Source organism: Streptococcus sp. Marseille-Q6488, from assembly GCF_946902925.1.
In the GTDB taxonomy this organism is placed as follows: domain Bacteria; phylum Bacillota; class Bacilli; order Lactobacillales; family Streptococcaceae; genus Streptococcus.
On sequence record NZ_CAMPPZ010000014.1, the window covers coordinates 14,343 to 38,720 of the forward strand.

General features: G+C 40.9%; 20 protein-coding genes. 9 read left to right on the plus strand and 11 right to left on the minus strand.

Going from position 1 to position 24,378, the window contains the following annotated elements; all coding sequences use genetic code 11:
• Window positions 1–46 precede the first annotated feature (46 nt).
• Together OVN23_RS07285 and galU are read left to right on the plus strand one after the other, a co-directional pair.
• Complete coding sequence (locus OVN23_RS07285) at window positions 47–1,063, plus strand: NAD(P)H-dependent glycerol-3-phosphate dehydrogenase (protein WP_267240890.1); 1,017 nt, start codon at window positions 47–49, stop codon at window positions 1,061–1,063.
• Window positions 1,064–1,084: 21 nt separating this feature from the next.
• Window positions 1,085–1,984 (plus strand): UTP--glucose-1-phosphate uridylyltransferase GalU, encoded by a 900-nt coding sequence (galU, locus tag OVN23_RS07290; protein ID WP_050392047.1) that lies wholly within the window; start codon window positions 1,085–1,087, stop codon window positions 1,982–1,984.
• 66 nt (window positions 1,985–2,050) lie between these two features.
• Here the strand turns inward: galU and OVN23_RS07295 are convergent, their stop codons facing one another.
• The 6 genes from OVN23_RS07295 to pbp1b form a co-directional block, all read right to left on the minus strand.
• The gene (locus tag OVN23_RS07295; protein WP_267240891.1) at window positions 2,051–2,728 is read right to left on the minus strand and encodes a rhomboid family protein; all 678 of its coding nucleotides are present in this window, start codon (window positions 2,726–2,728) and stop codon (window positions 2,051–2,053) included.
• Window positions 2,712–3,251: a 5-formyltetrahydrofolate cyclo-ligase gene (locus OVN23_RS07300; RefSeq protein WP_050392045.1), complete on the minus strand. Its 540-nt coding sequence runs from the start codon at window positions 3,249–3,251 to the stop codon at window positions 2,712–2,714. The genes OVN23_RS07295 and OVN23_RS07300 overlap by 17 nt, the downstream gene beginning before the upstream one ends.
• 11 nt (window positions 3,252–3,262) lie before the next feature.
• Window positions 3,263–4,393: an N-acetyldiaminopimelate deacetylase gene (locus tag OVN23_RS07305; RefSeq protein WP_050392044.1), complete on the minus strand. Its 1,131-nt coding sequence runs from the start codon at window positions 4,391–4,393 to the stop codon at window positions 3,263–3,265.
• A gap of 67 nt (window positions 4,394–4,460) precedes the next feature.
• Window positions 4,461–5,159, minus strand: coding sequence for a 2,3,4,5-tetrahydropyridine-2,6-dicarboxylate N-acetyltransferase (dapD, locus tag OVN23_RS07310; RefSeq protein WP_050392043.1), 699 nt, complete (start codon window positions 5,157–5,159; stop codon window positions 4,461–4,463).
• 228 nt (window positions 5,160–5,387) lie between these two features.
• A complete protein-coding gene (locus OVN23_RS07315) occupies window positions 5,388–6,299 on the minus strand; it encodes a DMT family transporter (protein WP_173282598.1) in 912 nt (303 codons plus the stop codon).
• 82 nt (window positions 6,300–6,381) lie between these two features.
• Complete coding sequence (gene pbp1b, locus OVN23_RS07320; RefSeq protein WP_267240892.1) at window positions 6,382–8,856, minus strand: penicillin-binding protein PBP1B; 2,475 nt, start codon at window positions 8,854–8,856, stop codon at window positions 6,382–6,384.
• 141 nt (window positions 8,857–8,997) lie between these two features.
• Here pbp1b and tyrS point away from each other — a divergent pair, with 141 nt between their 5' ends.
• A complete protein-coding gene (gene tyrS / locus OVN23_RS07325; RefSeq protein WP_173276606.1) occupies window positions 8,998–10,254 on the plus strand; it encodes a tyrosine--tRNA ligase in 1,257 nt (418 codons plus the stop codon).
• Between the two features lie 77 nt (window positions 10,255–10,331).
• Here the strand turns inward: tyrS and OVN23_RS07330 are convergent, their stop codons facing one another.
• Both OVN23_RS07330 and OVN23_RS07335 read right to left on the minus strand, forming a co-directional pair.
• On the minus strand, window positions 10,332–12,395 hold the full coding sequence (locus OVN23_RS07330) for a heavy metal translocating P-type ATPase (RefSeq protein WP_267240893.1): 2,064 nt from the start codon (window positions 12,393–12,395) through the stop codon (window positions 10,332–10,334).
• A gap of 1 nt (window position 12,396) precedes the next feature.
• Window positions 12,397–12,675, minus strand: coding sequence for a DUF6110 family protein (locus tag OVN23_RS07335; RefSeq protein WP_000910909.1), 279 nt, complete (start codon window positions 12,673–12,675; stop codon window positions 12,397–12,399).
• A gap of 150 nt (window positions 12,676–12,825) precedes the next feature.
• On the opposite strand from OVN23_RS07335, the gene OVN23_RS07340 reads away from it, so the two are divergent.
• On the plus strand, window positions 12,826–13,674 hold the full coding sequence (locus OVN23_RS07340) for a putative RNA methyltransferase (RefSeq protein ID WP_173214491.1): 849 nt from the start codon (window positions 12,826–12,828) through the stop codon (window positions 13,672–13,674).
• A 341-nt stretch (window positions 13,675–14,015) separates the two neighbouring features.
• Here OVN23_RS07340 and OVN23_RS07345 read toward each other — a convergent pair whose 3' ends face one another.
• From OVN23_RS07345 to malQ, 3 genes are all read right to left on the minus strand, one after another.
• On the minus strand, window positions 14,016–14,222 hold the full coding sequence (locus OVN23_RS07345) for a hypothetical protein (protein WP_240148998.1): 207 nt from the start codon (window positions 14,220–14,222) through the stop codon (window positions 14,016–14,018).
• Between the two features lie 219 nt (window positions 14,223–14,441).
• Window positions 14,442–16,700: a glycogen/starch/alpha-glucan family phosphorylase gene (gene glgP / locus OVN23_RS07350; protein ID WP_000950149.1), complete on the minus strand. Its 2,259-nt coding sequence runs from the start codon at window positions 16,698–16,700 to the stop codon at window positions 14,442–14,444.
• 25 nt (window positions 16,701–16,725) lie between these two features.
• The gene (gene malQ, locus OVN23_RS07355; protein WP_173253540.1) at window positions 16,726–18,243 is read right to left on the minus strand and encodes a 4-alpha-glucanotransferase; all 1,518 of its coding nucleotides are present in this window, start codon (window positions 18,241–18,243) and stop codon (window positions 16,726–16,728) included.
• Window positions 18,244–18,797: 554 nt separating this feature from the next.
• On the opposite strand from malQ, the gene OVN23_RS07360 reads away from it, so the two are divergent.
• The 5 genes from OVN23_RS07360 (at window position 18,798) to OVN23_RS07380 (ending at window position 24,373) form a co-directional block, all read left to right on the plus strand.
• Window positions 18,798–20,069 carry an extracellular solute-binding protein gene (locus tag OVN23_RS07360; protein WP_000095466.1) on the plus strand — a complete coding sequence of 424 codons (1,272 nt, stop codon included), beginning with the start codon at window positions 18,798–18,800 and terminating at the stop codon, window positions 20,067–20,069.
• A 109-nt stretch (window positions 20,070–20,178) separates the two neighbouring features.
• Window positions 20,179–21,471, plus strand: a complete 1,293-nt coding sequence (locus tag OVN23_RS07365; RefSeq protein ID WP_000414955.1) for a sugar ABC transporter permease — start codon at window positions 20,179–20,181, stop codon at window positions 21,469–21,471.
• A 1-nt stretch (window position 21,472) separates the two neighbouring features.
• Window positions 21,473–22,315 (plus strand): sugar ABC transporter permease, encoded by an 843-nt coding sequence (locus tag OVN23_RS07370; RefSeq protein WP_004236955.1) that lies wholly within the window; start codon window positions 21,473–21,475, stop codon window positions 22,313–22,315.
• Between the two features lie 261 nt (window positions 22,316–22,576).
• Window positions 22,577–23,377, plus strand: a complete 801-nt coding sequence (locus OVN23_RS07375) for a DUF1189 domain-containing protein (protein WP_164226274.1) — start codon at window positions 22,577–22,579, stop codon at window positions 23,375–23,377.
• A 9-nt stretch (window positions 23,378–23,386) separates the two neighbouring features.
• The gene (locus tag OVN23_RS07380; protein ID WP_164226273.1) at window positions 23,387–24,373 is read left to right on the plus strand and encodes a LacI family DNA-binding transcriptional regulator; all 987 of its coding nucleotides are present in this window, start codon (window positions 23,387–23,389) and stop codon (window positions 24,371–24,373) included.
• Window positions 24,374–24,378: the final 5 nt, after the last annotated feature.

Consider the following 24,378-nt stretch of genomic DNA (forward strand, 5'->3'; position numbering starts at 1 on the left):
CTAGAATGTGATAAAATAAAAAGAGAACTCTATCAAGGAGGAAAACATGGAAAAACAAACCGTCGCCGTTTTGGGGCCTGGTTCTTGGGGAACTGCCCTTTCACAAGTCTTAAATGACAATGGACACGAGGTACGTATTTGGGGAAATCTTCCCGAGCAAATCAATGAAATTAATACCTATCATACTAATAAGCACTACTTTAAAGATGTCGTTCTAGATAAAAATATCATTGCCTACACTGACTTAGCAGAGGCATTAAAAGATGTAGATGCGATTTTATTTGTTGTCCCAACAAAAGTGACACGACTTGTTGCCCAACAAGTTGCAAAAACCTTGGACCATAAGGCTATCATCATGCACGCATCAAAGGGATTAGAACCTGATAGCCATAAACGATTATCAACCATCCTTGAAGAAGAAATTCCTGAACATCTCCGCAGTGATATTGTCGTTGTTTCAGGTCCTAGTCATGCGGAAGAGACCATTGTGCGTGACCTAACTTTAATCACTGCTGCTTCTAAAAATTTACAAACAGCTCAATACGTGCAAGAACTCTTTAGTAATCACTACTTCCGACTTTATACCAATACGGATGTTATCGGGGTCGAAACCGCTGGTGCTCTTAAAAACATTATCGCTGTCGGTGCTGGAGCCTTACATGGTTTAGGATTTGGTGACAATGCTAAGGCAGCCATCATCGCTCGAGGCTTGGCAGAAATCACCCGCCTAGGGGTAGCACTCGGGGCTAATCCACTGACCTATAGTGGCTTGTCTGGTGTAGGAGACTTGATCGTAACGGGAACCTCCATCCACTCTCGTAACTGGAGAGCCGGAGATGCTCTTGGTCGTGGAGAATCCCTAGCTGATATCGAAGCCAATATGGGCATGGTAATCGAAGGAATTTCAACGACTCGAGCAGCCTATGAACTAGCGCAAGAACTTGGAGTTTATATGCCCATTACGCAGGCCATTTACCAAGTTATTTACAACGGAACCAATATCAAAGATGCCATTTATGATATCATGAACAATGAATTTAAAGCAGAAAATGAGTGGTCTTAACCCTCTAAAGAAAGGATTCTTATGGCACTGAAAGTTAGAAAAGCAGTCATTCCTGCCGCTGGACTAGGAACTCGATTTTTACCAGCAACCAAAGCACTTGCTAAAGAAATGTTGCCAATTGTAGATAAACCAACTATCCAGTTTATCGTAGAAGAGGCTCTTAAATCAGGTATCGAAGATATTCTGGTTGTCACTGGTAAATCAAAACGTTCTATTGAGGACCACTTTGATTCAAACTTTGAGCTTGAGTACAACCTCAAAGAAAAAGGCAAAACGGATTTGTTAAAATTGGTAGATGAAGCAACTGGTATGCGCCTCCATTTCATTCGCCAAACTCACCCTCGTGGTCTTGGAGACGCTGTCCTACAAGCCAAAGCTTTTGTGGGGAATGAACCCTTCGTTGTTATGCTGGGTGATGACCTTATGGACATCACAGACGAGAATGCCGTTCCTTTGACAAAACAACTGATGAATGATTACGAAAAGACACACGCATCAACCATTGCTGTCATGCCCGTACCACACGAAGACGTTTCATCATATGGGGTCATTGCTCCTCAAGGAGAAGGAATCAATGGACTCTATAGCGTTGAAACTTTCGTTGAAAAACCAGCTCCCGAAGATGCTCCAAGTGATTTGGCAATCATCGGTCGCTATCTTCTCACACCAGAAATTTTTGATATTCTCGAAAAGCAAGCTCCAGGCGCTGGAAATGAAATCCAGCTTACCGACGCTATTGATACCCTTAATAAAACACAACGTGTTTTCGCCCGTGAATTTACAGGAGCTCGTTACGACGTTGGGGATAAGTTTGGCTTTATGAAAACATCTATTGACTACGCCCTCAAACATCCACAAGTCAAAGATGACTTGAAAGATTACCTCATCCAACTTGGAAAAGAATTAGCTGAAAAAGAATAACATAAAAAGATAAGGTTCAAAAAATGCCTTATCTTTTTTCATTATACAAATTTTCTTTCAACTTCGTCACAACCCCATTCCCTTGTAGAGAAGTAAGACTGCGAGTCCTACGAACAACACTAACGCTACCAGTCTCTGACTAGCGCCATACATCCGTCTTTCTCCTCTAACTGGAAAGATAACTGCTAGAAATGCGCCACCAACTGCACCTCCGATATGACCTGCTAGACTGATTCCTGGAATCAGAACACTTCCAATAATGTTAATCACAAAAAGTGTCAGATAAGATTGCCCCAACTGCTGGATATAAGGATTACGCGTTGCATAGCGAAGAACAATAATCGCAGCAAATAGCCCATAGAGAGAAGTAGAAGCTCCTGCTGCTAAGGATTTTGGACTAAATACAAAAACAAAGAGATTGCCCATCATTCCAGATAAGAGATAGAGAAAGCAAAACTTCTTGGATCCGAAAATCTCCTCTACTTGCCTACCAAGATAATAGAGCGAAAGCATATTAACAATGAAATGCTCCCACCCAATATGAACAAAAATAGCAGAGAAGAGACGCCAAACCTGCTCGGGAAAGAGCCGAATAACAGGCCCATACATAGCTCCAAATCGAAATAGGGTATCTGCCCTGTAAAAGTTTCCTCCTGCGGTCACCAACATTAGTAGAAATACCAAGGTCGTCACTAAGAGGAAGAAACTCGTCACAGGGTAACGCCTATCAAAGATTTCTTTCATCAATCAGAACCTCCTGAACAGGAATATCATGCTTTTCAGGGATAAAGTCCTGAACTTGATAATGATAAACCGTACTCAAAGTATGACCAGTAAACTGTTCCAGATAGCGGTCATAATAACCTCCGCCATAGCCAATTCGATAACCCTTTGTCGTAAAAGCCAGCCCCGGAACATGAATCAAATCAATCTTAGAGGCATCCAATACTTCCAAATCTCCCTGTGGTTCCAGTAAGCCAAAGGAAGTTTTTACCAACTGCTGCGGATCATAGACCACAAAGTCCATGTGCCCCTTGGGATAGGTTTTGGGTATCAGAACCTTCTTGCCATCCTTCAGCGCCTGCTCAATCAATCCCTGCGTTTGAAACTCATGAGGAAAAGAGAGATAGGTTGCAATAACCTTGGCTTCTTGGTAAAAGGGGTGTTGTAACAATCGCTCGGTTAAAGCTTGCTCTATAGCCTGTTTTTGCTCTTGAGATATAGTCTTCATTTCTTGCAAGACTTGCTTGCGTAATTCTGCTTTCATAGACAATTCCTCTACTCTGCTGCCTTCTTTTTCAGGAAACTAGAGACCGCATCCACCCCAATAGATAAAGCCTCTTCCTTAGGACTCATTTGAGGGTGATGAAGAGCGTAGGGACTATCGATACCTAGCCAAAACATAACACCATCAACCTTTGAAAGAAGATAACCAAAGTCTTCACCTGTCATAGCAGGCTCGATATCAATCAGCTCGATTCCGTCTTTTTCTTCAAAGAAATCCATCAGTTCACGCGCCAAGGCTGGATTGTTCTCAACAGGTAGGTATCCACCTTGCTTGAGTTCCACTTCAACTTCCATATCAAAGGCAGCTGCAACTCCTTCTGCAACTGTTTTGACCCGCTTTTGCACCAAGAGGCTCATATCCTGAGTTAAGGCACGAATAGTTCCATGTAAAAAGGCTGTGTCTGTGATGACATTGTTGGTTGTTCCAGCCTGAAAAACGCCAAAGGTCACCACTGCTCCCTCGATTGGGTTGACATTGCGGCTGACAACTGACTGCACTTGGGTTACAAAGTAACTAGCCGCCACCAAAGCGTCATTGGCTTCATGCGGAAAGGCTGCGTGGCCACCTTTGCCTTTGAAACGAATCTTCACCTCACAAGTCCCTGCAAAAAGTGTATGAGTATTGGTCGCAATCTGGCCAACTTTCAGATCTGGACGGACATGGAGGCCATAAAACTGGTCTGGCAACCAGTCTCCAAAAGCGCCATCCTCATACATGAGCATGCCACCAGCTTCATTTTCTTCAGCAGGCTGAAATAGGAAGAGTAGATTGTTCTTTGGTTGCTCCTCAAGGGCGCGCTCAAGACAGCCCAAGGCAATGGTCATGTGGAAATCATGTCCACAAGCATGCATACTACCTTGGTGCTGAGAAGCGAAAGGAAATCCTGTTTGTTCAACGATAGGCAGACCATCAATATCTGTCCGCCAACCAATGGTCCTCTCTGGCTGACTTCCCTGCAAATAGACCAAAATACCTGTCCGCCAAGTACGAACTTGAACAAACTTCTTGCCCGCAGTCAATTTCTCAATCACATCTAGCAAATAAGCATGAGTCTTGAACTCCTCCAAGCCAATCTCTGGAATCTGGTGCAAATCTCGTCTAGTCTGAATCAAATCTAACATCTATCTGTCCTCCTATATAGCAGAAAGAGGCTGGAAGAAGGGTTCCGCCTCTATTTTTCTTTTACAATTATAAGGTACGAAGCGCATCTTCTAGCGCTGTTTTTTGTTGGGTTTGGGCATCAATCTCTTTGATGATACGAGCTGGAACACCTGCTACTACTACGTTTTCTGGGACATCTTGGGTAACAATAGCTCCTGCTGCGACAACTGAACCACTACCGATTTGAACTCCTTCGATGACCACTGCATTAGCGCCGATAAGAACATTATCTCCAACACGGACTGGTTCTGCGCTAGCTGGCTCAATCACACCTGCAAGAACGGCACCTGCACCAACGTGACTGTTTTTCCCAACAATAGCACGGCCACCAAGGATAGCCCCCATGTCAATCATGGTTCCTGCACCAATTTCAGCACCGATATTGATGACTGCTCCCATCATGATAACAGCACTGTCACCAATTTCAACTTGATCACGGATAATCGCACCTGGCTCGATACGAGCATTGATAGCACGTTTATCTAGCAAAGGAACGGCAGAATTACGAGCGTCTTGCTCAACAACATAGTCTTGATTTTCTACCAAACCATCGAGAAGCGGAGCAACATCTTTCCAGTCTCCAAATAAGACATTCCCTAGTTTAACAATAGAGCTAGGTACAGCAGTTGCAAGTTCTCCCTCAAAGGTTACTTTCACACTGGTTTTCTTTTCAGCATTGGCGATAAATTGAATAATTTCTTGTGCGCTCATTTTTGTAGCAGTCATAAAAGGCCTCTCATTCTTTATAATGATAACTATTCTACCAAAAAAGGCCTCAAATTTGAAGCCTTTTTGTCTGTTTTTAGGTATGATTTTTTAGGGATGTGAGATAAAACGTGCTGTCGGTAAAAGCAAGCCCCTACCGATACAACCTAAAAACACTCTTCACAACTATCTCCCCGTGTTTTATTGACTATTCTAGTATAGCACACTTTTAGAATTAAGAAAAGACTTTTATCTACTTTCTTTCGCTTCTTCTATAGACAAAAATATCATAGGCAAAATAATCAAGGCCATCGCTAGAAGAAGGGACCAATCCACTACCAATCCTAAGAACAAAACACTCAAGAGAGCAGAAGAGAGAGGTTCACTGGCACTGATAACAGAAACCACCAAAGGAGAAACCAAGGACACTGCCTTCATGGAAATGAAAAAGGCAAAAGCCGTCCCGAAAAAAGCGATAATGAGGCAAATCAAGATACTCCAAATATCCAGAGTAAAGGAAAGCTGGTAAACCGGCGAGAGGACATTGCTAAATAAACCTGCCAAAATCATCCCCCACCCAACCGTAGGTACAAAACCATAGCGTTTCGCAAAAGGTTGGGGTAAGATAACATTAAACATAACCCCCATGGCACTCAACAGACCTGTTATAAGGGCTAGTGGCGTCATGGATAACTGAGAGAGATCGCCTTTTGTCGCCATCAGGCAAACACCCAGCATAGCAATCAAAACATAGAAAATAGCACTTTTTGACGCTCGTTTTTGATAAACCAAGCGATTGTAAAAGAGGATAAAGACAGGGCTAATAAACTGTAAAATAGTCGCTGTCGCTGCATTTGAGTATTCTACACAGAGATAGAAAAAATATTGGACTGAAAAAATCCCCAAAATAGCATAGGCCAAAAAGGGCAGGTAATTTTTCTTGTCTCGCCAAATATCAAACACTTGCGATTTTAATTGCATCGCAGACCAAATGAGTACAAGACTTCCTGCCAGTGTCAAACGCATAGAGGTAATCCAGCCCGAAGACACCTGATAATGAGTAAAGAAGTACTCTCCTAAAATCCCACAGATTCCCCAGATTAGGCCGGATAGAAGAGAATAAATGGTTCCTTTAACAATCTTTTTCTGATACTGATTCATACCTTTATTGTAACACGAAAGGAAAAAAGAAAAAAGTGGCAATCCATTGATTGGCCACTTCATTTAGCACAGTTCATAGAACTTATCGTCTCGCCCTTGAAGAAGAAGGTCGTGTAGTACTTGAGTTACTGCTATCACTAGAACTACTACTTGAACTACTTGAACTGCTGGAGCTTGATGGAGTTGGTAGTGTGCTAACGATACTTGACCAAGCATTTTGATAATCTGACTCACTTCCTCCAATAGCAAAATGATAGCTGGTCGTAGGAGCTCCTATCTTATTAGCCCAATAGCTGGTAACAGTCGAACCTGTGACCTCTACCTCTTTTCCTTCAACAGAAACCTTCCCTGGTTTTTGACCTGTTGATTTCAAGACTTCCGATTTCACTACACTAGGATCTAAAGTAAAGCGCTCGTTCCCCCAAATGCTTGGTGAGGCTTGCTGAATCGCATTTACCAGATGAGCCATGTAATTAGAGTTATTAGAATAGCCTGCTCTACGTGACAATGAATGATTATCATCATGCCCAATCCAGCCACCTAGGGTTAATCTAGGTGTCGAAAGCATGAGCCACATATTTTCGTCTTGGTTGGTTGTACCAGTCTTCCCAATCCAATCTGCATTAGCCAGAGTAGGATTTAAAGAAGTCAGATTCGTCTTGAAGGTTGTTGTCACACGAGAGGATAGAACTTCTCGCAGCAATCCCTGCATAATCGTCGCAGTAGCTTTTGAATAGACTTGAACTGGTTTATCCTGATATTCATACACCACTCTACCATCTGCTGCTTCAATTTTAGAAATTACATGTTTTTTATGATATAGACCATTATTTGCTAGGGTCTGATAGCCATTAGTATGCTGGGCAACTGTGACTTCAATACCACCCCCCATTGGCAGGCTCTCAATACCGTACTCTGGAATCTCATAACCCATTTTTTCCATATAACCCTTGACATCAACACCCTTTTCACGGAGCATACGATAGGTCCAGTAAGCCGGGATATTCCATGAATAGTTCAGAGCTTCTCCCAAGGTCATCATTCCTGTTCCCTTGCTATTAGCATACATAATCGGATTGCCATTAGCAAAGTTTGTTGGATAGTTAGATAGAATCGTTTCGCTTCCCATCAAGCCCTGGTCAATAGCAATACCGTAGGCCAGCAAGGGCTTGGTAGTAGAAGCTGGCGAACGTTTGGTATCAAAGGCATGATTATTTTGATTTTCTTGATAATTACGACCACCTACAAAGCCTAGAATAGCACCTGTTTGGTTGTCCATCAAGACATTTCCTACTTCTACACGACCTGTTCCATCGTCTAAAAGATAGCCATAGTCAGCAACCGCACTTTGCATGGCAGAATGAATTTTCTGATCTATGGTAGTAGTAATCTTATAACCACCATTTTCAATTTCCTTGGCTGCCAAATCGCGATAAAACTTCTGGGTTGCCTCATTTTTCAACTCCTTAGCGGAGACATTGTCTCTCTGAGCTAGATAGTCATACATACGTTCTTGAGCTTCTGCCAAAGTTGTAAAGTATAAATAGTCTCGTGAAATTCCTGTGACCGTGCCCGATGGTAAAAAATCCTGTTTAAGGTCATAATCCTTGTATTGAGAATACTCGTCCTTGCTTAATGCACCTGTACGATACATACTGTAAAGAACTGCCTTAGCCCGTCTTAAGCCAATTTCTAAGTCTTCATCACTCTTCAACTCCCCAGTATTTTCATAAGGAGAGTAAGTAATGGGACTCTGTGGAAGTCCTGCTAAAAATGCTGCTTGAGGAACAGTCAACTGACTGGCATCTACACCGAAAATCCCCTCAGCTGCCTGCTGAGCTCCCGCAATATTCTGCCCCTTATTATTTCGGCCAAAGGGAGCCACATTGAGATAGGTCGTTAAAATCTCATTTTTATTCATGGCGCGTTCCAAGGCAAGAGCATCCACAATCTCTGTCGCCTTACGAGCCAAGGTCGGCGCATCCCCAACCACCTGCTGCTTAATTAGTTGCTGGGTCAAGGTTGAACCCCCACTAGAGGAACCCAAACCTACAAATTTCCCCAAGGTCGCACGAATCACCGCCTTGGGCACTACACCCTTATGTTCTTTAAAGTGTTCATCTTCTGTCGCAATGATAGCCTTCTTCAGATTTTCCGAAATTTGCTCAGATGAGATAGAAGTGCGCAACAAATCACTCTCTATGGAAGCAATCACCGTCCCGTCCGAATAGGTAATCTCTGAAATAGAAGAAATATCCTTGACCTGATTCACCAATTCTTCTGTCTGAGGCACCCGTACCTTGTCAAATAAGGCCACTCCGTACCCCAAAGCAATCCCAGCTCCCAACATTCCTCCTAGAAAACCAAGCACAAAGAGTAAGTTAAATAAGGCTTTTATACTCAGTAAAATAGCTGGAAAAATGGCTGGCTTCTCTAAGGATTTAGATTTTTGGACACTTGAACCTTTCTTGCCAGGTCTAGCTGATTTTTTATTTTTTTGTTTTGGCTGGAAAAATTCCAGCATTTTTCGTTTTAATTCATTTAATTGATTTTGCATGGATTTCCTCACTCTATCTATTATACCACAAAAGGGAAACTTTCAATAAAATAGCCACTTTCTTCCCTATTCTGCTAGGCTATTGCCCAAGTTTGTGATACAATAGGTAGAAACAATAATTTTAAAAAGGAGAAAAGACACATGCACATTTTTGATGAGCTAAAAGAGCGTGGTTTGATATTTCAAACGACTGATGAAGAAGCTTTGCGTAAAGCCCTAGAAGAAGGTCAAGTTTCTTATTATACTGGCTACGATCCAACTGCTGACAGCCTTCACCTAGGCCACCTTGTCGCAATCTTGACAAGTCGTCGCTTGCAACTAGCAGGTCACAAACCTTATGCGCTCGTTGGCGGTGCTACAGGTCTCATCGGAGATCCGTCCTTCAAAGATGCTGAACGTAGTCTCCAAACAAAAGACACAGTAGATGGCTGGGTCAAGTCTATCCAAGGACAACTTTCTCGTTTTCTTGACTTTGAAAATGGTGAAAATAAAGCTGTCATGGTCAACAACTACGACTGGTTTGGCAGCATCAGCTTCATTGACTTCCTCCGTGATATTGGAAAATACTTCACTGTCAACTACATGATGAGTAAAGAGTCTGTTAAAAAACGGATTGAAACTGGAATTTCTTACACTGAGTTTGCTTACCAAATCATGCAAGGGTACGACTTCTTCGTCCTTAACCAAGACCACAACGTAACGCTTCAAATCGGTGGTTCTGACCAGTGGGGAAATATGACAGCTGGTACCGAATTGCTTCGTCGTAAGGCTGACAAAACTGGACACGTTATCACCGTTCCATTGATCACAGATGCAACTGGTAAGAAATTTGGTAAATCAGAAGGAAACGCAGTCTGGCTCAATCCTGAAAAGACTTCCCCATACGAAATGTACCAATTTTGGATGAACGTTATGGATGCAGACGCTGTTCGCTTCTTGAAAATCTTTACTTTCTTGTCACTTGATGAGATTGAAGACATCCGCAAACAATTTGAAGCGGCTCCACACGAACGCTTGGCTCAAAAAGTCTTGGCTCGTGAAGTCGTTACACTTGTTCACGGAGAAGAAGCTTACAAAGAAGCCCTCAACATCACTGAGCAACTCTTTGCAGGAAACATCAAAAATCTTTCTGTCAAAGAGCTCAAACAAGGACTTCGTGGCGTTCCAAACTACCAAGTTCAAGCAGATGAAAACCACAATATCGTGGAACTGCTCGTGTCATCTGGTGTAGTCAACTCAAAACGCCAAGCCCGTGAAGATGTTCAAAACGGAGCTATTTACTTAAATGGCGACCGTATCCAAGACCTTGACTATGTCTTGAGTGACGCAGATAAGTTAGAGAACGAACTGACTGTTATCCGTCGTGGTAAGAAAAAATACTTTGTATTGACTTACTAAACTATTCAACATTTATCTATAAACAAAGGAGTTACCCTCGAGAAAGGTAACTCCTTTTTGTTGTTAATAACTCTCATCTATCTATTTTTAATAGACAGGCTACGCAGTACAATGCGTAAGGTTGTTAGATTATGTAAGATAGAAAGATTTGAAGGGCTGAGCCAATTAAACAAGCCAAAGCCAATCAAACTACTATTTACGACAACAGTATCTTGAATATTCTTCTTGATGAGTGTTTGCAAAGATGATGATAGCCAATCCAACTCTTGGAAGAAATCCAAGCGATTATCTAACAATAAGATATCGCTCATCTGCTTAGAAATATCTGCACTCTCATTCATCACCACACCGATATCTGATAGGGTTAGAGCTGCTGAGTCATTCAATCCATCTCCAACCATCAAAATAGTGTGACCTGCTTTCTGCAGTTCCTCTACTAACTCAAATTTCCCATCAGGTTTCAAGTCTGTATAGACCTGATCAAAGGGCAAATCTTTGACTAATTCCTCTGTCCTAACCAAGGTGTCCCCTGTTGCCAGAATCAATTTTTTCCCTTGTGCCTTAAGTTTCTCCAAGGCTGCTTTTGCTTCTTTTCTCAAAGGAGTATGGATGCAAAACATTCCAATCAATTCATTCTGATAAGCCAAGAATAAGAGATTGTAGTGACTCTTGTACTCTTCAATTAAAGCATTTTGTTCTGAACTGATATGAATCTGTTCATCCTGCATCAAGACATAATTCCCAATAAGAACTGGTTGCCCATCTATATGAGATTTAATCCCCTTGCTTGCGATATATTGGAGTTTCCCATGCATTTCCTCATGTTCAATTCCCTCTATCTCAGCTTGCTTGACGATGGCATTAGCAATAGGATGATAAATGTGTTCCTCAAGACAGGCACTGATTCTGAGAATATCTTCCTCACTATAGTCCCCAAAAGGTAACACCTTTTCAACTATAGGATAACTAGTTGTGATTGTTCCCGTCTTATCAAACAAGAAAGTATCAACTTCCAGGTATTTCTCCAGAACATCTCCATCCTTAATCACCATTTCACGGTTCAACCCCTCCTTGATAGCTGTTAAATAAGCTACAGGAGTAGAGATTTTCAAAGCGCAGGAGAAATCGACCAATAGGAAAGAAATAGCCTTAGAAAAAGAACCTGTTAATAGGTAAGTCAGCCCAGCCCCCAAGAAATTATATTTGACGACCTTGTCCGCCATCTTGATGAAATAGCGTTGTTTCGTTTTCTTGTTTTCTTCAGATTTCTTCATCAACTCAATCAGTTGTAAAATCCGGCTGTTCATCTGATTATCGGTTACACGAATGCGTAACTCTCCAGTTTCTAATACTGTATTTGCACAAACCAAATCAGACTCTCTTTTTTCAACTGGAAAACTCTCTCCTGTCAAGGAACTTTCGTTGACCATACCTAAACCTGAAACTACTTGTCCATCAAACAGAATTTCATTTCCTTGAGATAGGACCAAGACATCTCCTATTTGAACATCGGAACTCTTGATACTAACGACCGTATCCCCCTGTACTAGAAATACATCGCTCTCTTTTGCAAGAAGGCTTTGTTCTAAATCTGTTGCAGTTTTTTTCAAGGACCACTGATCTAAATGATTCCCCAAATCAAGCATAAACATGATATTGCTAGCTGTCTTGGATTGGTTCATAAACAAGGACAATAAAATCGCCGAACAGTCCAAGACCTCCATCGTTAGTTCCTTACGCGCTAGTGTTTGATAGGCTTCTCTAATATAGCCAAAAGCCTGATAACAAGTCCATATATAGCGAATAGGATACGGCACAAAACTACGAAAAAGTACACGCTTAATCGCTGCACCTGAAACAATAGAATAAGCACTCTCTTCTCTACGAATGGGAAGAGTCATCAACTCAGAAACTTTCCCTTTATCAATTCTTTTTAAAAAGGCTTCTGCATTATCTAATACAGAAAAGCCTTCTTTTATGCGTAGAGTAAAGTGCTGTTGATCCATGTAAAACTGGATAGACTCAATCCCCTTTTCATCTCTCGCCAAGGAACGAAGATAGTCTTGAATATCCAAGGTGAGTGAAAAAGAAGATGATAGTCGGATATGTTGGTATCCTCTATGTAGCACTTTAAAAGACATATTATTCTCCTATAAGGCTATCTAATTGCTCTTCTTTTTTCTCTTGCTCGTACAAATATTTGGCATCTTGCAAGACATCGTCTCCATGTTGCTTCACAACAGAAACAGATGCATCTAGCTCGTCTTTCAACTTGTAAGCCTTAGCCAAAGCTTTAGAATAACCTTTTTTAGCTTCCTTACTTGCCAAGATTTTCAAACCAAGGGTACCAAATGCAACTCCACCTAAAAAGAGTGATGATTTTTTCGCAACTTTTGCGACGGTCAATACTTCTTTTAACATACTTATTTCCTCCTAGCTATTATTATATAACAATTTAGATATAAAAGCAATTTAATTTTGGCACTTTGAAAAGTAATTATACTACTATTTAATTTTATTACAAATCATCCTAAAGTTGCTTTCATTTGCCTCTTTTGATACACTTAAACTATGAATACAAATCTCAAACCTAAACTCCAGCGTTTTGCTTCTGCGACTGCCTTTGCCTGCCCTATCTGCCAAGAAAATCTGACTCTGGTAGAGACTAGTCTCAAGTGCTGCAACCGTCATTCTTTTGACTTGGCTAAATTTGGCTATGTCAATCTGGCACCTCAAATTAAGCAATCTGCTAACTACGACAAGGAAAATTTTCAAAACCGCCAACAAATCCTAGAAGCTGGATTTTACCAAGCTATTCTAGAGGTCGTCTCTGATTTACTTTCAAGCTCAAAAAATGCCAAAACAATTTTAGATATCGGTTGTGGTGAAGGTTTCTACTCTCGTAAACTCCAAGAAAGTCACTCTGAAAAAACTTTCTATGCCTTTGACATCTCCAAAGATTCAGTCCAAATCGCTGCCAAGAGCGAACCCAACTGGGCAGTCAACTGGTTCGTTGGTGACTTGGCTCGTCTTCCTATAAAAGACGCTAGCATGGATATCCTGCTTGATATCTTCTCACCTGCCAACTATGGAGAATTTCGTCGCGTTTTATCCAAAGACGGTATCTTGATAAAGATTATCCCAACTGAAAATCATCTCAAGGAAATCCGTCAGAAGGTACAAGACCAGCTGACAAACAAGAATTATTCTAATCAAGAAATCAAAAATCATTTCCAAGAACACTTTACCATCCTATCTAGTCAAACGGCCTCTCTTACTAAGACTATCACAACAGTGCAACTCCAAGCCCTACTCAGCATGACCCCTCTCCTATTTCACGTTGACCAGAGCAAGATTGACTGGAGCCAACTGACAGAAATTACCATTGAAGCAGAGATTTTGGTTGGGAAAGCACTCTAAACTATACTTCCCAAAGGTATAAAACTTACCGAAAATCTTCAATATTACGAAAACGCATAAGAACAGGTGGTCAAAAACCTTAATCTTATGCGTTTTGTTATAGTTTCCATACACATTAAGGGGAAATATTTGAAATCAGTTCTTTTAATAACCATTGAATACCATATAGTACATTTACCCCAAATATGATATAGGCCGTATAAATCAAGTATTTCGATTTTTCCCGCCTTAAAGAATAGATCTTGTACAAGATAAACAAATTTAAAATAATAAATAACAGAGACAAAATCTTCCCTCCAAAATCAATCATAAAAGTAGGCAGTCAAGCATAGTTCTAATCTTTATTTTCGATTCGAGATAACAAACTTATCAATAAATAGCAAGTGAAATAAGGCAAGTGTAATTCCAAATAAGCACCCATGATAAGAGATTTCTTGATGGGTAAGGGGGAAAAGAGTATCATTACCCGCCAAGAGGCAGGTCAAAATGATAAATAAAATCCAAAATAAATCCGTCCATTTATATTTTGAAAAATATTTTTTCCACATAAAAACACCTTCTTTCCTACAATTATATTATAATACTTTATGTAATCGAATACAAGGGGTATGAGGTTGAAAGAGAGTAAAAAGCAGTATTTAAAGCCTTCACTGTATCTATGATTTCTATCTTTTTAAGACAAGATTGACTCAAATCTACATCATTAAAAAAGCGAATTTCAATCGAAACTCGCTTTTTTACAAAATGTATTAGTATAAATTTGTATCTTAGTTCAAGTGCCAGATATCTTCGTTATACTGAGCAATTGTACGGTCAGATGAGAAGAACCCTGCTTTAGAAATGTTAACGATGACTTTATCCAACCATGCGTCACGGTCTTCGTAGTCAGCCAACATTTGCTCTTTCACTTTGATGTAATCTTCTAAGTCAAGAAGAGTCATGAACCAGTCTTTGTTGATCAATTCATTGTAAAGACGTTCCAAGCGCTCTTTATTTCCAGCTGCAAGAACTGCATCGCTAACGATGAAGTCAACCAATGGTTTGATAGCTTTACGAGCGTAGAATTCGCTTGATTTGTAAGCTGCTTTTGCGTAAAGGTCGATAACAGTTTCTGAATCTTCACCAAAGATGTAGATGTTTTCGTCGCCAACCAACTCAGCGATTTCCACGTTAGCTCCGTCCATAGTACCAAGAGTCAAAGCTCCGTTCAACATGAATTTCATATTACCAGTACCTGAAGCTTCTTTAGAAGCAAGTGAGATTTGTTCTGAGATATCACATGCTGGGATAAGGAAGCTTGCTGCAGTAACGTTGTAGTTTTCAACCATAACTACTTGCAAGTGTGGAGCTACTGCTGGATCGTTAGCAATAACTTCTGACATGCAAAGGATCAAGTGGATGATGTCTTGAGCGATTGTGTAGGCTGGAGCTGCTTTACCACCAAAGAAGATTGTGATTGGGCGAGCAGGGATGTTCCCAGCTTTGATGTCAAGGTATTTGTGGATCACGTACAAAGCGTTCATTTGTTGGCGTTTGTACTCGTGAAGACGTTTGATTTGGATATCAAAGATAGAGTTTGGATTGATTTCTACACCTTGGTGTTCTTTCAAGTGACGAGCCAATTTACGTTTGTTGTGAGCCTTGATGCTTTCCAATTTTTCTTTGACAGCTGCTTTGTCTTCATAAGACAAGAGTTTTTCAAGCTCATCAGCTTCATGGTGCCAACCATCTCCAAGAATCTCATCCAAGTAGTGAGACAAGCTTGGGTTAGCATGCATGAGCCAACGACGGAAAGTGATACCGTTTGTTTTGTTGTTGAATTTTTCTGGGTAAAGGTCATAGAAGGCTTTCAACTCAGAGTTCTTCAAGATTTCAGTGTGAAGTGCTGCTACTCCGTTAACGCTGTATCCGTAGTGGATATCCATGTGAGCCATGTGAACACGTCCGCTCTCATCGATAATTTGAACAGCTGGATCTTTGTATTCTGCTTTCACGCGACGGTCCAATTCTTCGATGATTGGTACCAAGTGAGGAACCACTTCTTGCAAGAATTCAAGAGGCCATTTTTCAAGGGCTTCAGCAAGTATTGTGTGGTTAGTGTAGGCAGTCATGCTACGAACGATTGAAATTGCTTCGTCAAGCTCGATACCACGTGCAGTCAAAAGACGGATCAATTCAGGGATAACCATTGATGGGTGAGTGTCGTTGATTTGGACAACTGCGTAGTCAGCAAGGTCATGCAAGTTGCTTCCTTTTTCGATTGCTTCGTCGATGATCAATTGCGCACCGTTTGAAACCATGAAGTATTGTTGGAAGATACGGAGCAATTCACCTTGACGGTCACTATCATCTGGGTAAAGGAAGAGAGTCAAGTTGCGAGCGATATCTGTCTTGTCAAAGCTGATACCGTCTTTAATAATAGAAGAATCAACTGAATCCAAGTCAAACAAACGCAAGCGGTTCTTCGTTTCTGTCTTGTAACCAGGAACATCAATATCATAAAGAGTTGATGTCAAAGTAAAGTCTGCAAATGGTACTTGGTAGCTACGGCTTGAGCGAACCAACCAGTTTTGCTCTGTCAACCATGCATTTGGAATTGTTTCTTGTTGGTTGTTTTTAAGAACTTGTTGGAAAAGACCAAAGTGGTAGTTAAGACCAACACCATCACCGTTCAAGCCAAGAGTCGCAATTGAGTCGATAAAGCAGGCAGCCAAACGTCCCAAACCACCATTACCAAGAGATGGTTCCAATTCAACTTCTTCGACTTCGATCAAGTCTTTACCTGCAGCAGCAAGTTCTTTTTTGACATCGTCGTAAAGACCAAGGTTGATCAAGTTGTTTGACAAGAGTTTACCAATCAAGAACTCAGCTGAGATATAGTAAACTTTCTTTTTACCAGTGTTAACTGGTTTTTGGCTACTTGCAAGCTTGCTGTAGTTAAGAAGAGCAAGGTAAAGCTCTTCATTGCTACATTCTGCAATGGTTTTATTGTAACGATTTTGTACAAATTCTTGTAGTGATAACATGTTTAAGGTGTCTCCTGATATTGTATTATTTCTTTAATTCTACCAAATTTTCATTGATTCGGCGATAGATTGTTGTCAAGTCAAGCAAACCTTCCTCGACAGCTGGTGTCAATTGTTCCTCAGTCATACGCCAAGACCAGTTTCCACCAAGGGTAGATGGGAAGTTCATACGAGCTGTCTCATCCAATTCTAGCAAATCTTGCATAGTTGCAATTGCCATGAAGCTAACTGATGAAAAGACTGTGCGAAGCATAGCGTGTGGAACTGTTTCATACTCTTTACGGTTCGTGTAGCGAGCCATGTATTCACGAGTTGGATCGTCGATCTCATTACGGTACCAACCAAGGACCGTATTGTTATCGTGTGTTCCTGTGTACATAACAGAGTTAGCAGGTGCCAAGTGTGGGCTATCGATGCTTTCGTCTTCTGGGTTGAAGGCAAATTGAAGAATCTTCATTCCTGGGAAGCCAGTACGTTCACGTAATTCGATAACTTCGTCTGTCATGAAACCAAGGTCTTCTGCAATGATGTTTAGCTCACCAAGTTCTTCCTTAACGGCTGCAAAAAGCTTGTAGCCAGGACCTTTCACCCACTCACCAGGTGCTGCTGTATCAGAACCAGCAGGGATTTCCCAGTAAGATTCGAAACCACGGAAGTGGTCGATACGAACGATGTCGTAGATTTTGAAGCTTTCACGCAAGCGTTCAATCCACCATTTGTAGCCGTCTTTGTCCATTGCTTCCCAGTCATAGATTGGGTTACCCCAAAGCTGACCAGTTGCAGAAAATTCATCTGGTGGGCATCCGGCGATGCAAGTAGCCTTACCATTGACATCTGTCTTGAAGAGATGTGGATTTGCCCACATATCGCTTGAATCTTCCGCTACGTAGATTGGCATGTCCCCAACGATTTCGATGTGGTTGTCGTTTGCGTAAGCTTTCAATTTCAACCATTGTTGGAAGAAGAAGTATTGCGTCACACGGTGGTAAACCAACTTGTCTGCTAATTGCTCACGGTAGCTTTCAAGTGCTGAAGCTTTACGAGCACGAGCATCTGCATCTGGCCATTCTGTCCAAGCAAGATTGTCAAAATGCTCTTTGATAGCCATATACTCAGCAAAGAGCTCAAGCCATGATTGGTTGTCTTGAGCAAATTTCTCAAAATCTTTAACATCTCCGACTTCAAAGAAACGTTTCACCGCTTTTTCTAAAAGAGGACGACGTGCATAGTAAATCTTAGCATAGTCAACTTCAGACGCATCGCTACCAAAGTCAACTCCTTCAAGGTCACTTACTTCCAACAAACCTTGCTCCACCAAGATATCTAAATCGATAAAATGAGTGTTTCCTGCGAAGGCTGAGAAAGATTGGTAAGGAGAATCCCCGTAACTAGTTGTTCCTAATGGAAGGATTTGCCAGTAACGTTGTTTTGTACGAACCAAGAAATCAACGAAGTCGTAAGCACTTTGACCAAATGATCCGATTCCGTAAGCTCCTGGGAGAGAAGAGATGTGCATCAACACACCACTTTGACGTTTTTTCATAATAGCACCTCATGTGTTAAAATAATGGAACGTTGCGTATTTTAACAGACGCAAACGTTTGCGCTACTTATAAGTATACTCCTTTTCAAGCATAATTGCAAGCGTTTTTAAAAAAACTTTTTTGATTATTTTTAAGGAGACTAACTCATTTTAGCAAAGATAACTTGAAACTATCTAATCCTAAAGTTTGACTCTCATGAAACAGTCTACAAAGTGCAAAACCTCCTTAAAAAAACTTTAATTTATATGTAGGAGGCACAAAGGTCTATAGAAAATAGATAGGGATTAGAAACAAGGAAATAGCCCCTCCTGATTTCCCTCTTTAGACAGATTCCATCTATTTTTTATTAAAAATACTGTATTCTTATCTATTTCACACTTTTCTTCTATATAAAAAGTAAAATCATGCTATCAAATCAAGCTTAAAATTTTTTTAAAATTTTTAACAAAAACACTTGCAACCGTTTTCTATTTGTGCTATACTAAGCTCATAAAGGAAAACGTTTGCGTTTTTCTTGTCAATAAAACTTGTTATTCTTTAGGAGGAATACACTATGTCATCTAAATTCATGAAGAGCGCTGCTGTGCTTGGAACTGCTACACTTGCTAGCTTGCTTTTGGTAGCTTGCGGAAGCAAAACTGCTGATAAACCTGCTGATTCTGGTTCATCTGAAGCGAAAGAAATCACTCTTTACGTTGAGGACCAATACAAAGCTTATGCTGAAACAGTAGCTAAAGCTTATAAAGAACAATCAGGAACAACAGTTAACATCAAATCTGGTGACCAAATGGGTGGGCTTGACAAACTTTCTCTTGACAACCAATCAGGTCAAGCTCCTGACGTTATGATGGCTCCATACGACCGTGTAGGTAGCCTTGGTACTGACGGACAACTTTCAGAAGTGAAATTGAGCGACGGTGCTAAAACAGATGATAAAACTAAATCTCTTGTAACAGCTGCTGACGGTAAAGTTTACGGTGCTCCTGCCGTTATCGAGTCACTTGTTATGTACTACAACAAAGACTTGGTAAAAGAAGCTCCAAAAACATTTGCTGACTTGGAAAACCTTGCTAAAGATAGCAAATACGCATTCGCTGGAGAAGATGGAAAAACTTCTGCTTTCCTAGCTGACTGGACAAACTTCTACTTTGCATACGGACTTCTTGCTGGTAACGGCGGTTACGTATTCGGACAAAACGGTAAAGACGCTAAAGACATCGGTCTTGCAAACGACGGCGCTATCAAAGGTGTAGAATACGCTAAAACTTGGTATGAAAAATGGCCTAAAGGTATGCAAGATACGGAAGGAGCTGGAAACCTAATCCAAACTCAATTCCAAGAAGGTAAAACAGCTGCTATCATCGATGGACCTTGGAAAGCTCAAGCCTTCAAAGACGCTAAAGTAAACTACGGTGTTGCAACTATCCCAACTCTTCCAAACGGAAAAGACTACGCAGCATTTGGTGGTGGTAAAGCTTGGATCATCCCATCAAGCACTAAGAACCTTGAAGCTGCTCAAAAATTTGTAGACTTCCTTGTTTCAACTGAACAACAAAAAGCCTTCTACGATAAGACTAACGAAATCCCAGCGAATACTGAAGCTCGTTCATACGCTGAAGGTAAAAACGATGAGTTGACAACAGCTGTTATCAAACAATTCAAGAACGCTCAACCAATGCCAAACATCTCTCAAATGTCAGCAGTTTGGGACCCAGCTAAAACAATGTTGTTTGAAGCTGTAAGCGGTAAGAAAGATGCTAAAACAGCAGCTAACGATGCTGTAACATTGATCAAAGAAACAATCAAACAAAAATTTGGTGAATAAAAAATTTGTTCAAGGGGGGTGGAAATCAAATCCCCCTTTGAATTTATCAACAAAAACACAAATAGTTTAGGTTTTATGTAGAAACCAGTATCCTATGAAAGGAGTTATTATGGAAAAGCAACAACCTAGTAAAGCAGCCCTGCTGTCTATCATTCCTGGGTTAGGACAGATTTACAATAAACAAAAAGCCAAAGGTTTTATCTTCCTTGGTGTAACCATCGTATTTGTCCTCTACTTCCTAGCACTTGCAGCCCCTGAATTGAGCAATCTCATCACTCTTGGTGACAAGCCAGGTCGTGACAATTCCCTCTTTATGCTGATTCGTGGTGCCTTCCATTTAATCTTTGTAGTTGTTTATGTACTCTTTTATTTCGCAAATATCAAAGATGCTCATACAACTGCCAAACACATTAATAATGGTATTCCAGTAGCACTTACCTTTAAAGAAATGGTCAAAGGAATCTATGAAAATGGCTTCCCTTACCTCTTGATCATTCCATCTTATATTGCAATGACTTTTGCGATTATCTTCCCAGTTATCGTAACCTTGATGATCGCCTTTACCAACTACGACTTCCAACACTTGCCACCAAACAAATTGTTGGACTGGGTTGGTTTGACCAACTTTACAAACATTTGGAGCTTGAGTACCTTCCGTTCTGCCTTCGGTTCTGTTCTTTCTTGGACTATCATTTGGGCTTTATCTGCCTCAACTTTGCAGATCGTGATTGGTATCTTCACAGCTATCATTGCTAACCAACCATTTATCAAAGGAAAACGTATCTTCGGTGTTATTTTCCTTCTTCCTTGGGCTGTCCCAGCCTTCATCACTATCTTGACATTCTCAAATATGTTTAATGATAGTGTCGGCGCTATCAACACTCAAGTCTTGCCGATCTTTGCTAAATTCCTTCCTTTCCTTGATGGGGCTCTTATCCCTTGGAAAACAGACCCTACTTGGACAAAGGTTGCCTTGATTATGATGCAAGGTTGGCTTGGATTCCCATACATCTACGTTTTGACCTTGGGTATCTTGCAATCTATTCCTAACGACCTTTACGAAGCAGCTTATATTGACGGTGCCAATGCTTGGCAAAAATTCCGCAACATCACTTTCCCAATGATCTTGGCCGTTGCGGCACCTACTTTGATCAGTCAATACACCTTCAACTTTAACAACTTCTCTATCATGTACCTCTTCAATGGTGGAGGACCTGGTAGTGTCGGTGGAGGAGCTGGTTCAACAGATATCTTGATCTCATGGATCTACCGTTTGACAACAGGTACATCTCCTCAATACTCAATGGCGGCAGCTGTTACCTTGATTATCTCTATCATTGTCATCTCAATCTCTATGATCGCATTCAAGAAACTACACGCATTTGATATGGAGGACGTCTAAGATGAATAACTCAATTAAACTCAAACGTAGACTGACTCAAACCCTTACTTACCTTTACCTGATTGGTCTATCAATTGTCATTATCTATCCACTTTTGATTACCATCATGTCAGCCTTTAAAGCAGGTAACGTCTCAGCCTTTAAACTAGATACTAACATCGACCTCAATTTTGATAACTTTAAAGGCCTCTTCACTGAAACCTTGTACGGTACTTGGTACCTCAACACTTTGATTATCGCCTTGATTACCATGGCTGTTCAAACAAGTATCATCGTACTTGCTGGTTATGCTTACAGCCGTTACAACTTCTTGGCTCGTAAACAAAGTTTGGTCTTCTTCTTGATTATCCAAATGGTGCCAACTATGGCCGCTTTGACAGCCTTCTTCGTTATGGCGCTTATGTTGAACGCCCTTAACCACAGCTGGTTCCTCATCTTCCTCTACGTTGGTGGTGGTATCCCGATGAATGCTTGGCTCATGAAAGGCTACTTCGATACAGTGCCAATGTCTTTAGACGAATCTGCAAAACTAGACGGTGCAGGACACTTCCGCCGTTTCTGGCAAATTGTTCTTCCACTTGTTCGCCCAATGGTTGCCGTACAAGCTCTCTGGGCCTTCATGGGACCTTTTGGGGACTACATCCTCTCTAGTTTCTTGCTTCGTGAGAAAGAATACTTTACTGTTGCCGTAGGTCTCCAAACCTTCGTTAGCAATGTGAAAAACATGAAGATTGCCTACTTCTCAGCAGGTGCTATCCTCATCGCCCTTCCAATCTGTATTCTCTTCTTCTTCCTACAAAAGAACTTTGTTTCAGGACTTACAAGTGGTGGCGACAAGGGATAATATATCCCCGCCACCCTTTTTCATTTTATACTCTTCGAAAACCTCTTCAAACCACGTCAGCTTCCATCTGCAACCTCAAAGTTGTGCTTTGAGCAACCTGCGGCTAGCTTCCTAGTTTGCACTTTGATTTTCATTGAGTATTAGCGATTGTTACTGTAAATAACATCCTTACAACAAGCAATTTTTCTCCTAGACTTGAAATAAAGCACATTTCTCTATATAATAATACTCATATAGAAAACACCTTTTAGAAAGATACCTATGCTTCCATATCCATTTTCCTATTTTTCAAGTATTTGGGGATTTCGTAAGCCCCTGTCCAAACGTTTCGGACTCAACTGGTTCCAACTACTCTTTACCAGTATCTTCCTTATCAGCTTGTCTATGGTACCCATTGCCATTCAAAACAGCTCGCAGGAGACTTATCCGCTAGAAACCTTTATCGATAATGTCTATGAACCATTGACAGATGAGGTTGTCCAGGATCTCTCTGAGCATGCTGCAATTGTTGATGGTAAATTAACTTATACAGGAACAGCTAGTCAAGCCCCTTCTATTGTGATCGGTCCAAGCCCAAGTAAGGAGTTCCCGAAGGACTTGCAACTGCATTTCGATACGAATGAGCTCGTCATCAGCAAGGAAAATAAGGAACTGACCCGAGTCTCTTACCGAGTGATTGATACTGAGAGTTTCAAAAGCAAAGACAGCTTAACCCAAGCGATTTCTAAAGACTGGTACCAACAGAATCGTGTCTATATCAGTCTCTTCCTAGTTCTCGGTGCCAGCTTCCTCTTTGGTTTGAATTTCTTTATTGTCTCTCTAGGAGCTAGTCTTCTCCTTTATATCACTAAGAAATCACGCCTCTTTTCATTTAGAACCTTTAAAGAGTGCTATCATTTTATCTTGAACTGTTTAGGATTGCCAACTCTGATTACGCTTATTTTGGGATTATTTGGCCAAAATATGTCAAACCTCATCACTATACAAAACATTCTTTTTGTTCTGTATCTGGTCACTATCTTTTATAAAACACATTTCCGTGATCCAGATTACCATAAATAGGAGATTTTTATGCCCGTTACGATTAAAGACGTGGCCAAGGCTGCTGGTGTTTCGCCTTCAACCGTAACCCGTGTTATTCAAAATAAATCAACCATTAGCGACGAAACAAAAAAACGCGTTCGCAAGGCTATGAAGGAACTCAACTACCACCCCAACCTCAATGCTCGTAGCTTGGTAAGCAGTTATACCCAAGTTATTGGCTTGGTGCTTCCTGACGACTCAGATGCCTTCTATCAAAATCCTTTCTTCCCATCTGTTCTCCGTGGCATTGCCCAAGTCGCTTCTGAAAATCACTACGCCATTCAGATTGCGACAGGTAAAGATGCCAAAGAGCGTCTTAAAGCTATTTCTCAGATGGTCTATGGTAAGCGTGTAGATGGTTTGATTTTCCTCTATGCCCAAGAAGAGGACCCTTTGGTTAAGTTAGTAGCAGACGAGCAATTTCCTTTCCTTATCTTAGGTAAATCTCTATCTCCTTTCATTCCACTTGTCGATAATGACAATGTCCAAGCTGGTTTTGATGCGACAGAGTATTTCATCAAAAAAGGATGCAAGCGAATTGCCTTTATCGGAGGTACTAAGCGACTCTTCGTAACACAAGACCGTCTGACAGGTTACGAGCTAGCTCTAAAACAATACCAACTTCCTCTCGATACTAATCTGACTTACTTTGCTACTGAATTTCTTGAAGATAATGGTTATCGCTTTAGTAGACTTCTCTTCAAACACGATCCAAATATTGACGCTATTATTACCATTGATAGTCTCCTTGCTGCAGGGGTCTGTGATTACATCGCAAAACACCAACTGGATGTCCCTGTTCTCAGCTTCGACTCAGTCAATCCCAAGCTCAACTTGGCAGCCTATGTCGATATTAATAGCCTAGAACTTGGTCGAACATCATTTGAAACAATTCTTCAGATTATCAACGATGCTAAAAGCAATAAACAAATTTGTTACCGTCAGTTAATCGCCCACAAAATTATCGAAAAATAAAAACC

Excerpts from the sequence above, each read along its gene's own strand:
- OVN23_RS07300 (WP_050392045.1), bottom strand. The coding sequence starts at position 3,251 with ATGAAAGCAGAATTACGCAAGCAAGTCTTGCAAGAAATGAAGACTATA.
- malQ (WP_173253540.1), bottom strand. The coding sequence starts at position 18,243 with ATGAAAAAACGTCAAAGTGGTGTGTTGATGCACATCTCTTCTCTCCCA.
- OVN23_RS07315 (WP_173282598.1), bottom strand. The coding sequence starts at position 6,299 with ATGAATCAGTATCAGAAAAAGATTGTTAAAGGAACCATTTATTCTCTT.
- OVN23_RS07360 (WP_000095466.1), top strand. The coding sequence starts at position 18,798 with ATGTCATCTAAATTCATGAAGAGCGCTGCTGTGCTTGGAACTGCTACA.
- glgP (WP_000950149.1), bottom strand. The coding sequence starts at position 16,700 with ATGTTATCACTACAAGAATTTGTACAAAATCGTTACAATAAAACCATT.
- OVN23_RS07295 (WP_267240891.1), bottom strand. The coding sequence starts at position 2,728 with ATGAAAGAAATCTTTGATAGGCGTTACCCTGTGACGAGTTTCTTCCTC.
- OVN23_RS07305 (WP_050392044.1), bottom strand. The coding sequence starts at position 4,393 with ATGTTAGATTTGATTCAGACTAGACGAGATTTGCACCAGATTCCAGAG.
- pbp1b (WP_267240892.1), bottom strand. The coding sequence starts at position 8,856 with ATGCAAAATCAATTAAATGAATTAAAACGAAAAATGCTGGAATTTTTC.
- OVN23_RS07370 (WP_004236955.1), top strand. The coding sequence starts at position 21,473 with ATGAATAACTCAATTAAACTCAAACGTAGACTGACTCAAACCCTTACT.
- OVN23_RS07365 (WP_000414955.1), top strand. The coding sequence starts at position 20,179 with ATGGAAAAGCAACAACCTAGTAAAGCAGCCCTGCTGTCTATCATTCCT.
- OVN23_RS07330 (WP_267240893.1), bottom strand. The coding sequence starts at position 12,395 with ATGTCTTTTAAAGTGCTACATAGAGGATACCAACATATCCGACTATCA.
- OVN23_RS07380 (WP_164226273.1), top strand. The coding sequence starts at position 23,387 with ATGCCCGTTACGATTAAAGACGTGGCCAAGGCTGCTGGTGTTTCGCCT.
- OVN23_RS07335 (WP_000910909.1), bottom strand. The coding sequence starts at position 12,675 with ATGTTAAAAGAAGTATTGACCGTCGCAAAAGTTGCGAAAAAATCATCA.
- tyrS (WP_173276606.1), top strand. The coding sequence starts at position 8,998 with ATGCACATTTTTGATGAGCTAAAAGAGCGTGGTTTGATATTTCAAACG.
- OVN23_RS07345 (WP_240148998.1), bottom strand. The coding sequence starts at position 14,222 with ATGTGGAAAAAATATTTTTCAAAATATAAATGGACGGATTTATTTTGG.
- OVN23_RS07285 (WP_267240890.1), top strand. The coding sequence starts at position 47 with ATGGAAAAACAAACCGTCGCCGTTTTGGGGCCTGGTTCTTGGGGAACT.
- galU (WP_050392047.1), top strand. The coding sequence starts at position 1,085 with ATGGCACTGAAAGTTAGAAAAGCAGTCATTCCTGCCGCTGGACTAGGA.
- OVN23_RS07340 (WP_173214491.1), top strand. The coding sequence starts at position 12,826 with ATGAATACAAATCTCAAACCTAAACTCCAGCGTTTTGCTTCTGCGACT.
- dapD (WP_050392043.1), bottom strand. The coding sequence starts at position 5,159 with ATGACTGCTACAAAAATGAGCGCACAAGAAATTATTCAATTTATCGCC.
- OVN23_RS07375 (WP_164226274.1), top strand. The coding sequence starts at position 22,577 with ATGCTTCCATATCCATTTTCCTATTTTTCAAGTATTTGGGGATTTCGT.